General features: G+C 71.2%; 15 protein-coding genes. 4 read left to right on the top strand and 11 right to left on the bottom strand.

The genetic code is table 11. The features are described 5' to 3' along the window. Window positions 1-41 precede the first annotated feature (41 nt). The 3 genes from ABZ215_RS01605 (at window position 42) to ABZ215_RS01595 (ending at window position 2723) form a co-directional block, all read left to right on the top strand. Window positions 42-806 carry a CPBP family intramembrane glutamic endopeptidase gene (locus ABZ215_RS01605; RefSeq protein ID WP_354946991.1) on the top strand — a complete coding sequence of 255 codons (765 nt, stop codon included), beginning with the start codon at window positions 42-44 and terminating at the stop codon, window positions 804-806. 50 nt (window positions 807-856) lie between these two features. Further along, window positions 857-2044: an arginine deiminase gene (locus ABZ215_RS01600; RefSeq protein ID WP_354947180.1), complete on the top strand. Its 1188-nt coding sequence runs from the start codon at window positions 857-859 to the stop codon at window positions 2042-2044. A 130-nt stretch (window positions 2045-2174) separates the two neighbouring features. Next, window positions 2175-2723, top strand: a complete 549-nt coding sequence (locus ABZ215_RS01595) for a ferritin (protein ID WP_020416376.1) — start codon at window positions 2175-2177, stop codon at window positions 2721-2723. A 56-nt stretch (window positions 2724-2779) separates the two neighbouring features. Here the strand turns inward: ABZ215_RS01595 and ABZ215_RS01590 are convergent, their stop codons facing one another. The 4 genes from ABZ215_RS01590 to ABZ215_RS01575 form a co-directional block, all read right to left on the bottom strand. Then, complete coding sequence (locus ABZ215_RS01590; RefSeq protein WP_354946989.1) at window positions 2780-3592, bottom strand: hypothetical protein; 813 nt, start codon at window positions 3590-3592, stop codon at window positions 2780-2782. Further along, window positions 3589-4092: a SigE family RNA polymerase sigma factor gene (locus tag ABZ215_RS01585; protein WP_020416374.1), complete on the bottom strand. Its 504-nt coding sequence runs from the start codon at window positions 4090-4092 to the stop codon at window positions 3589-3591. The genes ABZ215_RS01590 and ABZ215_RS01585 overlap by 4 nt, the downstream gene beginning before the upstream one ends. A gap of 157 nt (window positions 4093-4249) precedes the next feature. After that, window positions 4250-4600 (bottom strand): DUF952 domain-containing protein, encoded by a 351-nt coding sequence (locus ABZ215_RS01580; protein ID WP_354946987.1) that lies wholly within the window; start codon window positions 4598-4600, stop codon window positions 4250-4252. Then, entirely contained in the window at window positions 4600-5475 is an 876-nt protein-coding gene (locus tag ABZ215_RS01575; protein ID WP_237337478.1) for a DUF5926 family protein, read from the bottom strand. Before ABZ215_RS01575 ends, ABZ215_RS01580 begins: the two co-directional genes overlap by 1 nt. 78 nt (window positions 5476-5553) lie before the next feature. Here ABZ215_RS01575 and ABZ215_RS01570 point away from each other — a divergent pair, with 78 nt between their 5' ends. Next, window positions 5554-6708: a cytochrome P450 gene (locus ABZ215_RS01570; RefSeq protein WP_354946985.1), complete on the top strand. Its 1155-nt coding sequence runs from the start codon at window positions 5554-5556 to the stop codon at window positions 6706-6708. 74 nt (window positions 6709-6782) lie between these two features. Here ABZ215_RS01570 and ABZ215_RS01565 read toward each other — a convergent pair whose 3' ends face one another. The 7 genes from ABZ215_RS01565 to ABZ215_RS01535 form a co-directional block, all read right to left on the bottom strand. Continuing rightward, entirely contained in the window at window positions 6783-7655 is an 873-nt protein-coding gene (locus ABZ215_RS01565) for a DUF4328 domain-containing protein (RefSeq protein WP_237337476.1), read from the bottom strand. Between the two features lie 53 nt (window positions 7656-7708). Next, the gene (locus ABZ215_RS01560) at window positions 7709-8059 is read right to left on the bottom strand and encodes a rhodanese-like domain-containing protein (protein WP_020416369.1); all 351 of its coding nucleotides are present in this window, start codon (window positions 8057-8059) and stop codon (window positions 7709-7711) included. Between the two features lie 89 nt (window positions 8060-8148). Next, entirely contained in the window at window positions 8149-9759 is a 1611-nt protein-coding gene (locus ABZ215_RS01555; RefSeq protein ID WP_020416368.1) for a cation acetate symporter, read from the bottom strand. Next, on the bottom strand, window positions 9756-10106 hold the full coding sequence (locus ABZ215_RS01550) for a DUF485 domain-containing protein (RefSeq protein ID WP_020416367.1): 351 nt from the start codon (window positions 10104-10106) through the stop codon (window positions 9756-9758). The genes ABZ215_RS01555 and ABZ215_RS01550 overlap by 4 nt, the downstream gene beginning before the upstream one ends. Before the next feature lie 250 nt (window positions 10107-10356). Beyond that, on the bottom strand, window positions 10357-12138 hold the full coding sequence (locus ABZ215_RS01545) for a cation acetate symporter (protein WP_354946983.1): 1782 nt from the start codon (window positions 12136-12138) through the stop codon (window positions 10357-10359). A 43-nt stretch (window positions 12139-12181) separates the two neighbouring features. Next, a complete protein-coding gene (locus ABZ215_RS01540) occupies window positions 12182-12679 on the bottom strand; it encodes a hypothetical protein (RefSeq protein ID WP_354946981.1) in 498 nt (165 codons plus the stop codon). After that, on the bottom strand, window positions 12676-13500 hold the full coding sequence (locus tag ABZ215_RS01535; protein WP_051079479.1) for a LytTR family DNA-binding domain-containing protein: 825 nt from the start codon (window positions 13498-13500) through the stop codon (window positions 12676-12678). The genes ABZ215_RS01540 and ABZ215_RS01535 overlap by 4 nt, the downstream gene beginning before the upstream one ends. Window positions 13501-13548: the final 48 nt, after the last annotated feature.

Raw genomic sequence — 13548 nt, 5'->3', positions numbered from 1 at the left:
CGGACGTGCTCAGCTCCTGGCTCCGCCCCGAACGTCCCGCGATGCCCGAACCCGTGGACGCCGGGACCGCGCGGCGGCTGAAGATCGAGCTGGTCGTCGTCTTCTCGATCACGCTCGGCCTGTCCGGCGCGCGCAGCCTGCTGTCGCTGATCGACTCGCTCCTGCAGCCCGAACCGCTGTCCGACCAGCAGGTCGCGCTGAATGTCCCGCAGCGCGCCGCCGATCTGCTGGACCTGCTCGCCCAGCTGCTGTCCGCGGTGCAGCTCGTCGGGTGGGGCGCGCTCGGCGCGTACCTGCTGTGGCGCGGCGGGATGAAGCTGGCCGAGGTGGGCCTGGACCGCACCCGCCCCGGCCGGGACGTCCTGTGGGGCGCCGGATTGGCGGCGTTGATCGGCATCCCCGGGCTGGTGCTGTACTTCGTCGGCTGGAAGCTCGGCTTCAACCTCGCCGTCGTCCCGTCCCGGCTGGACGACACGTGGTGGCGCCCGATCGCGCTGACGCTGTCCGCGTTCGGCAACGCCTTCGCCGAGGAAGTCCTGGTGGTCGGGTACCTGCTGACCCGGCTGCGGCAGCTGGCCTGGCGCGAGAACACCGCGTTGTTCGCCGCCGCCGTGCTGCGCGGGTCCTACCACCTCTACCAGGGCTTCGGCGGGTTCGTCGGCAACCTGGTGATGGGACTGGTGTTCGGCCGCGTGTGGCAGCGGACCAACCGGCTGGTGCCGCTGATCGTCGCGCACACCCTGCTCGACGTGGTCTCGTTCGTCGGGTACTCGCTGCTCCGCGGACACGTCAGCTGGCTGCCCTGAACAGGCACTCAGCGCACTACGCTCAGCGCGTGACCACCAAAACCCCTCGGGTGGACAGCGAGGTCGGGCCGCTGCGCGCCGTCCTGCTCCACCGGCCGGGCAACGAGCTCACGAGGCTCACCCCGCGCAACAACGACAAGCTGCTGTTCGACTCGATCCCGTGGGTCGGCCGCGCCCAGGAGGAGCACGACGCGTTCGCCGAGGTGCTCCGCGGCCGCGGCGTCGAGGTGCTCCTGCTGGCCGAGGTGCTGCGCGAGGCGCTCGCCGATCCGCGCGCGCACGCCGCCGGGGTGCACGCCGCGGTCGACGACCGGCGCCTCGGCGAGGACCTGGGGGACGCGTTGCGCTCGCACCTGTCCGGTGTGGACGCCGCGACGCTGGCCGAGGTCCTGATGGCCGGGCTGACGTTCGAGGAGCTGCCCGCCGCCGATGGCGCGTCGCTGGTGCGCAAGATCCACCACCCGCACGACTTCGCGGTCGACCCGCTGCCGAACCTGCTGTTCACCCGCGATTCGTCGGTGTGGATCGGCGACCGGGTGGCGATCTCGTCGCTGGCCATGCCCGCCCGCCGCCGCGAGACCGCGCTGCTCGACCTCGTCTACGCCTACCACCCGCGGTTCTCCCACGCCTCGCGCGCGTACGGCGCCCACTCGGCGCCGGTCGAGGGTGGCGACGTGCTGCTGCTCGCGCCGGGCGTGCTGGCCGTCGGCATCGGCGAGCGCACCACGGCCGCAGGCGCGGAGTCGCTGGCGCGCTCGCTGTTCGCCGACGACATCGCCCACACCGTGCTCGCGGTCCCGATCGCACAGGCCCGCGCCACGATGCACCTGGACACCGTCTGCACGATGGTCGCGCCGGACGCCGTGGTGATGTACCCGCTGGCCCGAGACGAGCTGGTGGCCTTCACGCTGCGCCCGGACGGCGACGGCTCGCTGCGCGTGGACGGCCCGGAGCCGTTCCTGCACACGGCGGCCGAGGCGATGGGCATCGAGAAGCTGCGGGTGATCGACACCGGGCTGGACCCGGTGACCGCGGAACGCGAGCAGTGGGACGACGGCAACAACACGCTGGCGCTCGCGCCCGGTGTGGTGGTCGGCTACGAACGCAACGTGGAGACCAACGCGCGGCTGGCGGACGCCGGCATCGAGGTGCTCGCCATCGCCGGTTCCGAGCTGGGCTCCGGCCGGGGCGGGCCGCGTTGCATGTCCTGTCCCGTTGTCCGTGACCCGATCGGGTAATTAGGAAAGGCTAAGCTGAATTAGTACGTCCTAAATAAGCACTTCCTAATCTCGGTAAGCCTACCCAAACGAAATCGGAATCACCAGGGCCAAGGGGTTAACGATCAGCAAAATGGCCTATTCTTGAGTCATGGCGATGCTGAAGAAAGAACCGCGCTCCAAGTTCTACGAGCTCCTGCAGCAGCAGGTGCAGAACGAGTTCCACGCTTCCCAGCAGTACGTGGCGCTGGCGGTCTGGTTCGACAACGCGGACCTGCCCCAGCTGGCCAAGCACTTCTACCGCCAGGCGGTGGAGGAGCGAAACCACGCGCTGGCGATCGTGCAGTACCTGATCGACACCGATCACCACGTGGACATCCCGCCCACCGGCGAGGTCCGCAACGACTTCGCGGAGCCGCTCGAACTGGTCGAGCTCGCGCTGGAGCAGGAGAAGGAGGTCACGGCCGACTTCCGCACCCTGATGAAGGCCGCCCGCGCCGAGGACGACTACCAGGGCGAGCAGTTCCTCCAGTGGTTCCTCAAGGAGCAGGTCGAGGAGGTGTCGCAGATGTCCACACTGGTCAACGTGGTCAAGCGCGCCAACGGCAACATGTTCGAGGTGGAGACCTGGCTGGCCCGCGAGTCCGTCGGCGACGACGGCGCCTCCGACATGCCGCCGGTCGCCGGTGGCGCCCTGTAGGACCGCCATACCGCGGAGCGCACGAGAGCCCGGGCTTCGGCCCGGGCTCTTTCGCGTCAGCAGCCGGGCGGGGCGACCAGTTCCCAGTGCACGACGGTTTCCGCGGAATCGACGTAGAACGTGTAGTTGGCGCCCGATCCGGCGGCGGCGCTGTAATTCCCCGCACCGGCCGTCAGATCAGGATAGGCATTCCTCAGTTCGGCCACCGTGGAACCGGTGCCCACCTTTTCCGGAGTGCGCGCGCCGGTCGCGGTGAAGACCACCACTCCCCCGGTCGGCGAAATCGTCACCGACGCGACGTTCGCCGTGCCTTCGGTGAGCCGGTAGGTGGTGCATTCGGCAGGCGCCGTACCGGCGTCGGCGAGCAGCCCGGTCGCCTTGGCCTCGTCGAAGGTCATCCCCAGCCGCAACGGTCCGTAGCCGGTGGGGCCGAGCACCACCGCCGCGGGCTCGGGGCGCACGGTCGTGCGGCTGCTGCTCGACGGCGCAGGCGTGGACGTGCCGGCCGGCGGCGGCGCGGGCAGGACCGTGGTGGTCGACGACGGCGGGGGCGGCTGGGTGGGCAGTTCGGAGAACGACGGCGGCACCACGACCGGCCCGGGCGCTTCCGAGGTCGTCGTGGGGGCGGTGGTCGTGGGCTGGGCGGCCTGGTGGACGCCGGGGTCGTGGCGCTCGGCGACGAGACCGGCGGTGACGAGCAGGGCGGCGGTGAGGACACCCCCGGAGGCGGCGACGGCGGTGCGACGGCGACGGCGACGGCGGGCGCCGCGGACGATGGCGCTCTCGGCGCCCGGCGCGGGCGTGATCGCCAGCCGGTCGTCGTCGAACAACCGCCGCAGCTCGTCGCCGAGCTCGTCGTCGGGGTTCACCAGTCGTCCCTCCCTCCGGAGATCGAACCGATCTTGGTCCGCAGCGTCGCGATCGCCTTGCTGGCCTGGCTCTTCACCGTGCCGGCGCTGACGCCGAGCGACGCGGCGATCTCGGCCTCGGACAGGCCCTCGTAGTAGCGGAGCACGATCACCGCGCGCTGGCGCGGCGGCAGCTCGCGCAGGGCCTGCCACAGCGGCTCGTGCTCGAACGGGTCCACCGGTTCGGCGGTGCGCTGCTCGGGCAGGTCGGCGACCAGGCTCTCCCGCTTCAGGCGCCGCCAGCGGCTGATGTGCGCGTTCGCCATCGCACGGCGCACGTAGGCCAGCGGGTCGGCCGTCTTGCGTTGCACGTGGGTCCAGCGGGAGCCGATCTTCTCCAGCACGGTCTGCACCAGGTCGGCTGCGTCGTGTGGGTTGCCGGTGAGCGCGTGGCCGTATCGGAGCAGCCCGGGCAGGCTCGCCTGGACGAACTCTCCGAAGTCCGCCAGCTCCTCGCTCACCGCTGACCCCCTCCCCGCCGCGCGGCCGCCTCCCCAGGCGATGGCCGACGCGGCCGAGGTCACCGTATCGCCTCCCTCGACCGTGTGTCTTACCCCTTCGCCGAGTCCACGCATGACGGCCCCCTCAGGTTGTCCGGCGCGCTCTGAGGTGGACGCCTCAGCGTGGGTCTCGTTGCGCGAGGCGCGCGGGCAGCTCGAAGGCGCCGTCCGCGTTCGGCGGGAAGGGGTGCACGGCCACCACGGCTTCGGCGCGGATCGGGCCGTAGACGTGCGGGAACAGGATGCCGTCGGGGTGTGGCGGGTCGCCGGCCTCCCAGCGCAGCGGGACGTCCAGCCGCGCCGGGTCGATCTCCAGCAGCACCAGGTCCGTGCGGCCGCGGTAGAGCGCGTTCGCCGGGATCGCGAGCGTGCCCGGGTCGGAGCAGTGGATGAAGCCGACGGTGTCCAGGGACGGGGCGCGGTAGTCCGCGCCCGTCCACTCCGCGGCCGCGCAGAGGTGCAGGATCACTAGCGGAGCGTCAGCTGCCTGCCGACCAGGCCGTCGCGCGCACGGCGCTCGGCGGCGGTCAGCGGCTCGGCGTCGACCGACTTCAGGGCCTCCTCCAGGCGGGCGCCCAGCTGCTCGGCAGGCTCGGCCCACTCGCGGGCGTGCGCCTCGGGGTCCAGGTCCCACACCGGCACCAGCAGGCCGTGCGCGCGGAACGACCCGGCGTAGCGGGAGCCCTCGCCGAGCGACAGCTCACCGGCCGCGGACAGGCGCGCAAGCGCTTGCATCAGGCGACCCTCCGGCTCCGGCCGGACCCAGCGCAGGTGCGCCTTCTCGCCGGCCAGTACCCAGTACGAGCCGGTGCCAAGGCGCTCGGTCGGCATGATCGCCTCGTTGGCCCGCTCCAGCGAGACCTTGACCTCGCCGCTGGGGTCGGTGTCCTCGGGCAGCCACCAGTCGAAGTTCGAGTGCAGGGTGACGTCCAGCTCGGCGTCGGCCACCAGCAGGTCCTGCAGGCGCTCGCCGTCGGCGGGCGGGCTCGTGGTGTCCGGCACCGGCAGCACGTCGCCCGGCTCGGCCGTCAGCGCCCAGCGGATCGCGCGTCCCAGGTCGCGGCTCACGTCGCTGGAGCGGGTCTGCACCTGGAGCCCGACGAACACCTCGCCGTCGGTGCGCACGAACGCGGCCGCGGCCATCGGCAGCACGGTCGCCAGCGTGATCTTCCGCTCGCCCGCGTCCACAAGGGACAGCGGCGCGGTGGCCGACGGCACGAACTCGCGCAGCGCGATCAGCTCCGGCTCGGCGGCCAGCCCCTCGAACGGCTGCCCCACGAACACTTCGCGGACCTTCGGTGCCTTGTCCTTCTTCGGACCCCGCTTGCGCGCGCCCTTGCCCATCTCGCCTCCTCGGACTACAGGCCGCAGACGCTACCGAACCGGGCACGGCCCGCCGGATCGGGGGATTAGGCTCGGGTCGTGTTCGATCCCCGTGACCCCGCCTTCCTCGCCGACCCGTACCCGGAGTTCGCCCGCCTGCGCGCACAGGCGCCGGTGCACCAGCACGACGGGCTGGGCCTGGCGATCGCGGTGTCCCACGCGGCGGCGTCGGCGGTGCTGCGGCACCGCGGGCTGGGCCGGATCTGGACCGACGCGAGCCCGGCCGAGCAGTTCGTGTCGTTCAACCTGCTGCACCGCAACTCGCTGCTGGAGAACGAGCCGCCGGTGCACACACGGCTGCGCCGGTCGATCTCGTCGGCGTTCGGGCGCGGGCACGTCGAGCGGTTGCGGCCGACGGTGATGCGACTGGCGGACGAGCTGGTGGCCGGGATCGCCGAGGCCGGGTCGGCCGACCTGCTGGACGCGCTCGCGCAGCCGCTGCCGGTCGCGGTGATCTCCGAGCTGCTGGACGTGCCGGAGGCCGACCGGCCGCGGCTGGTGCCGTGGTCGAACGCGATCGTGAAGATGTACGAGTACGGGCTGCCCGAGGAGGGCCGGGTGGCGGCCGAGCGGGCGGCGACCGAGTTCGTCGAGTTCCTGCGCGAGCTGGCCGAGCGGCGCCGCCGGGAGCCGGGCGAGGACCTGATCACGGACCTGTTGCGGGCCGAGCTCACCGAGGACGAGGTGGTGGCCACCGCGGTGCTGCTGCTGATGGCCGGACACGAGGCGACGGTCAACGTGATCGGCAACGGGGTCTGGGCCCTGCTGCGGCACCCGGACCAGTGGCAGCGTCTCGTGGACGACCCGGGCCTGATGCCGGCCGCGGTGGAGGAGCTGATCCGCTTCGACTCGCCGCTGCAGCTGTTCGAGCGCACGGCGACCGAGGACGTGGAGATCGCGGGCTTCCGGGTGGCGAAGGGCGAGAAGATCGCCGCGCTGCTCGGCGCGGCCGCGCGGGACCCGGAGGTGTTCGCCGAGCCGGACACGCTGGACGTCGCCCGCAGCGAGGGCACGCACCTGGGCTTCGGCGCGGGGATCCACTACTGCATCGGCGCGCCACTCGCCCGGATCGAAATCGCGGCGGCGCTGGTCGCGCTGACCAAGCGGCTGCCGGGCCTGCGCCTGGCGGGTGAGCCGGAGCGCCGGCCGGAGTTCGTGATCCGGGGGCTGAAGAACCTGCCGGTGACGGTCTAGCGAGCCGCGCTTTCGCGGCCGGTCCCGGGATCCGCGCGAGGGGCGGCGCACGTCCGGCGGAGCGGCAGCCCAGATCAGCGCGCCGCGCCGGTGGGGCGTGCCGTGCGTAGCTCCGGCGCCGGGGCGCCCTTCACGGATCGCACCTGCAGCGGGCGCAGCCGGTCGGTGCGGACCGGCGCCAGCAGCGTCGTCAGGCGGTACACCAGCACCGCGGTCAACCCGGCCAGCACGGCGGCCGAGGTGTTCAGCAGGCCGGTCAGCAGCACGCCGTCCGCCATCGCCTGCACGCCATCCTTGAAGCGCCACCCGATGACCAGCACCATCAGCACCTCGTTGACCACCCAGGCCGCCCACCAGGCCAGCACCAGCCGCGACGGGCGGGGGCGGCGGTCCGGCTCGCGGCCCAGCACCAGGTGCTCCAGTTCGGCGAGGATGGAGCCCGCCATCACCAGGTTCACCCCCGGCACCAGCACCCCGGCGACCACCTCGCGCGTCGAGCGGGCCGGTTCCTGTCCGGCGGCTTCCGCGGCGGCACTGCGGGCGACCAGCAGCCACCACAGCGTCGCGGCGACGGCGATCAGCCCGAACACCACGGTCAGCAGCGAGGCGATGATCTCCAGCGCGTCGGAGAACGCCACGGTCGCCGCGTGCAGGGCCGTCGACCGGCTCATCACGAGCAGCCCGTAGCGCCAGAACTCGGCACCCGCCGCGACCGCGGCCAGCCCGGCGAGGAACCACAGGATCGTCACGGCATTGCGGTGCAGCACCCGCACGCGCTCGACCGGGCTCGGATAGCCGGACGGGGTGCCGGGCACCGCCGTCGGCACCCGCCAGGCCAGGTGCGGGAAACCCCAGCGCGGCGGCACGTGGTACGACGGCGGGCCGTCGTAGCGCTCGGCCGGGCGCGCCGGCCGGGGACGGATCGCACCCGGTGGAGGGTTCGCCACCCAGCTGACACGCGGTCGCGGGCGGTACGGCCTCGGGGTCGGGTGCATGGGACCTACAGGACCTCGGGCGGGCCGTCGTGCTCGCCGACGACCGGGCGGCCCTCGGTCTCCCAGGACTTCATGCCGCCCGCCACGTTGATCGCGTCCCAGCCGCTCGCGTTGAGCCACGCCGCGGCCCGCGCGGAGCGGCCGCCGGTGCGGCACACCACGTATAGCGGCTGGTCGTCGGGCAGCTGGGCCAGTTCGTCGGTGCGCGCGGGCAGCTCGCCGAGCGGGATGTGGACCGCGCCGGGGGCGTGGCCGGCGTCCCACTCGTCCTGTTCGCGCACGTCCAGCAACACCAGCCCGTCCGCGGGCAGTTCGGAGACGGACGCGGTCGGAATGTCACCTGGTTGCACGTTCACATACTGGCACGCGCACCCATCAACTGCACGTGAGCCCGAAAAAGGGCCACCCCCGTCGCCGGGAGTGGCCCTTTCCGCCGTCCGTCGGGTCAGTGCGCGGTGGCCTTCTCGGCGTGTGCGCCGGTCAGCGCACGCACCTCCATCTCGGCGTACTTCTTCTCGTTGCGCTCCTTCGACAGGACCGTGCCGAGGAAGCCCAGCAGGAACGACGCCGGGATGGACACCAGGCCCGGGTTCTCCAGCGGGAACCAGTGGAAGTCCACGCCCTTGATCATCGGCTTCGACCCGCCGGACACCGCCGGCGAGAAGACGATCAGCACGATGCAGATGATCAGGCCGCCGTACATGCTCCACAGCGCGCCCTGGGTGTTGAACCGCTTCCAGAACAGCGAGTACAGCAGGGTCGGCAGGTTCGCCGAGGCCGCCACCGCGAACGCCAGCGCGACCAAGAAGGCCACGTTCTGGTTCTTCGCCAGGATGCCGCCGACGATCGCGAGCGCGCCGATCACCAGCGCGGTGATCCGGGCGACCCGCACCTCGACCTGCTTGCTGTCGACCTGGCCCTTCTTGATCACGTTGGCGTACACGTCGTGCGCGAACGACGCCGACGCGGTGATCGTCAGGCCGGCCACCACGGCGAGGATGGTCGCGAAGGCCACCGCGGAGATGAACCCGAGCAGGATCGGCCCGCCGAGTTCGAGCGCCAGCAGCGGCGCCGCCGAGTTGGTCGTGCCCGGCGCCGAGTTGATCGTCTGCGGGCCCACGAGCGCACCGGCGCCGTAGCCCAGCACCAGGGTGAACAGGTAGAAGATGCCGATCAGCACGATCGCCCAGACGACCGACTTCCGCGCGTCCTTCGCGGTGGGCACCGTGTAGAAGCGCATCAGCACGTGCGGCAGGCCCGCGGTGCCCAGCACCAGCGCGATGCCCAGCGACAGGAAGTCCAGCTTGCTGGTCTCGGTCTTGCCGTACTGCTTGCCCGGGTTGAGCAGGGCGTCACCGGTCGCGCCGCCGCGTTCGACCGCACCCTGCAGCAGGTTCGACAGGTTGAAGCCGAACTTGCCCAGCACCCACAGCGTCATCGCCAGCGCGCCGAGGATCAGCAGGACGGCCTTGATGATCTGTACCCAGGTGGTGCCCTTCATGCCGCCGATGAGCACGTAGACGATCATCAGGATGCCGACGATCGCGATGACGGCGTTCTGGCCCCAGTCGCTCTTGATGCCGAGGAGCAGGTTGACCAGGCCGCCGGCACCCGCCATCTGCGCGAGCAGGTAGAAGAACGACACCGCGAGGGTGGACACCGCCGCCGCGGCCCGGATCGGCCGCTGCCGCATCCGGAACGCGACCACGTCGCCGAGCGTGAACTTGCCGGTGTTGCGCAGCAGCTCGGCGACCAGGAGCAGCGCGACCAGCCACGCGACGAGGAACCCGATGGAGTAGAGGAACCCGTCGTAGCCGTTGACCGCGATCGCGCCCGCGATGCCGAGGAACGACGCCGCGGACAGGTAGTCGCCCGAGATCGCGATGCCGTTCTGCGGACCGGTGAACGAGCGGCCCGCCGCGTAGTAGTCGGAGGCGGTCTTCGTGTTGCGGCTGGCGCGGAACACGATCACGAGGGTGATCGCGACGAAGATCGCGAAGATGATGATGTTCAGCGTCGGGTTGCTGCCTTCGACGCCCTGCGCCAGGTTCCTCACTGCGCGTCTCCTTCGATCTCACCGCGGATCTTGTCGGCGATCGGGTCCAGCTTGCGGTTCGCGTACCGCACGTAGAGCCCGGTGATGAGGAACGTCGACACGAACTGCAGCAGGCCGATGAGCAGGCCGACGTTGAAGTTGCCGATCAGCTTCGTCGACATGAAGCCGTGGGCGTAGTCGGCGAGCAGGACGTAGACGAGGTACCAGACGAGGAAGAGGACGGTCATCGGGAAGACGAAGGTCCGCAACCTCTTGCGGAGCTCGGCGAACTCGGGGCTCGCCTGCACCTTCTGCCAGTTGTCACCCGGACCCGTCTCGTCGACGAGGTCCTGGTCGCTGGTGCTCACGGGACAACCTCCCTGTGCATGGTCTCAACCTCTTCCGGTCGTGTGATGCGGGTAGATCTTGCCGCGAAACGTGAGTCTTGTTGTTAATCCTTTCGAGTGAATGATCTTACGGAGAGTTGACGATCTTACGCCGGTTAGACGTAGGAATGTCCATTTCGCGAATCACCAAACGGGCAAGATTTGCCGAAAAGTCAACCGACGGTAAACGAAACCGCCAATGGAGTGAAAGTCGCCCGGGTGAGAACTGGGGTCACTTGCGGTGTCGGCCGCGTCCCATCCGGGTACGCTCTTCGGCCTGCCCGAACCGCGCGACCGCCCGATCGCGCATGAACCCGAGCCGGTCCGGGGCGTGCAGCCGCAGCATCACGGCGTTCACGTCGGCCGGCTTGCCGTTCGGCGTCGCCAGGCTGACCAGGATCGTCACCGCGAACGCGACCGGCACCGTGATCAACGCGGGCTGGTCGGCGAACCACGGCGCCCAGCCCCCGGTGAACCGGCTGACCAGGTCCACCACCAGCGCACCGAGCACCAGCCCGCCGCCGATGATCATGCCCGCCATCGCGCCCGGCCAGGTCAGGCCGCGCCACCACACGCCGAGCAGCAGCAACGGCGAGAACGTCGACGCGGCCAGCGCGAACGACATCCCGACGCTCAGCGACAGGTCGTTCGGCCGCAGGAGCAGCGCCAGCGCCAGCGGCACCAGCGCGACCACACCCGCGGCGATCCGGAAGTCCAGCACCCGGCCCTTCGACAGGTCCGTCGACACCACGCCCGCCAGGCTCACCAGCAACCCCGACGACGTGGACAGGAACGCCGCGAACGCCCCGGCCAGCACGACCGCGCCCAGCACCTGCCCGGCCACCCCCGGCACCATCGCCGACGGCAGCCGCAGCACCGCGGCGTCCGTCTGGCCCGTCACCAGCAGCTCCGGCACGTACATCCGGGACAGCGCCCCGAGGATCGTCGGGAACAGGTAGAACAGCCCGAGCAGCAACAGGACGTGCACCGTGGTCCGGCGCGCCGCCCGGCCGTCCGGGTTGGTGTAGAAGCGGACCAGCACGTGCGGCAGGCCCATCGTGCCGAGGAACGTCGCGAAGATCAGCGAATACGTCTGCAGCAGGTCCCGCACGCCCTCGGAACCAGGGTGCAGCCAGTCGGAGTTGGTGACCTCCGCGTCGCTCACCGTCGGGACCGGGGTGCCCGCCGCGAACCACACGCGGGTGCCCTGCGGCAGCTCCTGCGTCGAGCCCTGCACCCAGATCTCGTCGTGCGGCGCCGGGTCGCCCGGGTGCTCGATCAGGACCTGCGTCAGCGTGCCGACCTCGAAGGCGACGTCGGTGCGGATGTCCACAGTGGTCTGCGCGGCGAACACCGGCGGCGCGGGCGACCCCAGCGAACCGGCTGGCCCCGGCTTGCCACCTGCCAGGAACACCGCGCACAGCACGAACGCGGGCAGCGCGATCGCGAACAGCTTCAGCCAGTACTGGAACGCCTGCACCACGGTGATCGCGCGCATGCCGCCTGCCATCACGTTCACGCCGACCAGCACGGTGACCGTCACCGCGCCGACCCAGCCCGGCACGTTCAGCACCGTCGTCAGCGCCAGCCCGGCGCCCTGCAGCTGCGGGACCAGGTAGAGGATCCCGATGAACACCACGAACGCGGTGCCGCACCGGCGCAGCGCGACCGACTCCAGCCGCGCCTCCAGGAAGTCCGGCAGCGTGTAGGCGCCCGAGCGGCGCAGCGGCGCGGCGACGAACAGCATCAGCGCCAGGTAGCCGGCGGTGAAGCCGATCGGGAACCACAACCCGTCGGCGCCGTCCTTCAGAATGATCCCGGCGATGCCGAGGAACGACGCGGCGGAGAGGTACTCACCGGAAATGGCGGCGGCGTTGCGGCGCGACCGCACCGTGCGGCGCGCGACCAGGAAGTCGTGCGTGGTGTTGGCGAACCGGGACGAGCGGTGACCCAGGTAGAAGGTCAGCACGGCGACGGTCGCGATGCCGCTCAGCGCCCACGGGTTCAGCTGCACGATCCGGATTGTCCCCTGCCCCGGCTCCGGCTCCGCGGGCCGGTCACGACTCGATCATGTCCACGAAGTCCCGCTCGTGCCGCTCGGCCAGCCGGTTGTAGGCCAGGCCCGCGAGCAGCAGCAACGGGAACGGCAACAGCCCCAGCAGCAACCACGCCAGCGGCACGCCGACCACACGCAGCGCGGCGAACCCCGGCCACAGGTAGAAGGCCAGCGGCAGCGCGCCGAGCAGCACCAGCACCAGCGCGCTCAACCCGAGCGCGGTGCGCAGCTGGTGCTTGACCAGGTCGCGGATCAGCAGCTCGCCCCAGCTGGTCTGCTGCTCCAGCTCCAGGCGCGCGCGCAGCGTCGGCGTCGTCTTGCGGGAACGCGGATCCGCCAGCACCACCCGCTGCCGCTTCGGCGGTTTCGCCGGCTCCGGCGGCGCCTCGGGCGGCGGCGCGGGCGGGATCGGCTCCACCGACGCCGGCTGGTAGTTCTTGCCCAGCGTCGGGTCCGGCTCACGCACCCCGTCCGCGCGACGGTGGAAGTCCTCGGTCATCGACCACCCGTGAGTCGGTCCTTGAGCTCACGGGTGTGCCGCCGGGAGACCGGGAGCAGCTTCTCCTCGTTGCCGATCACGACCTGGTAGCCGCCCTGCCCCATGCGCAGCTCGGTGATCAGGTTCAACGCGACCAGGAACGACCGGTGGATCCGCACGAACCCGGCCTTCTCCCAGCGCTCCTCGAGCTGGGTCAGCGGGATGCGGACCAGGTGGCTGTTGCCGTCCTTGGTGAACAGGCGGGCGTAGTCGCCCTGCGCCTCGACCCAGCGCACCGAGGAGCGCGGCACGAGCTTCGTGGTCCCGGCGAGCTCGACCGGGATCACCTCGTCGTCGTCCGGCGCGGCGGGCGCGGCCGCGCCCGGCCCTGGCGGGGCCACCGTCTTCAGCTTCTCCAGCACCCGCTCGACCGCCCGGTCCAGCCGGTGCTGGTTGCACGGCTTGAGCAGGTAGTCCACCGCGCCCAGGTCGAACGCGTTGACGGCCTCGTGCGCGTGCCCGGTGACGAACACCAGCACCGGCGCGGGGCTCATCGCGGAGAACACGCGCGCCATCTCCATGCCGGACAGGCCGGGCATCTGGAGGTCGGCGAACACCGCGTCGATCGGCGGCAGGCCCCGCTCCTTGCGCTCACGCACCTCCGGGTCCTCCGAGGCCAGCACGCGCAGCGCCTCGGAGGCGTCGACCGCGGTGAACACGCGACCGATGTGCGGGTTGCCCCGCAGCGTGTCGACCAGCAGGTTCAACCCGTGTGGCTCGTCGTCCACGGCAAGGACGAGCAGTCTTCTGGTGTCTTGTTGCGCACTCACAGTGACTCGCATCCTGCCTACTGCAGGTTGTGATGTCCATACCGCGAGCGGGCGAGCGCT

The sequence above is a fragment of the Amycolatopsis sp. NPDC006131 genome, assembly GCF_040614175.1.
Classification (GTDB): domain Bacteria; phylum Actinomycetota; class Actinomycetes; order Mycobacteriales; family Pseudonocardiaceae; genus Amycolatopsis_E; species Amycolatopsis_E tucumanensis.
Note: the sequence above shows the minus strand (reverse complement) of the source record. Positions and strands in the feature narration are given on the sequence as shown.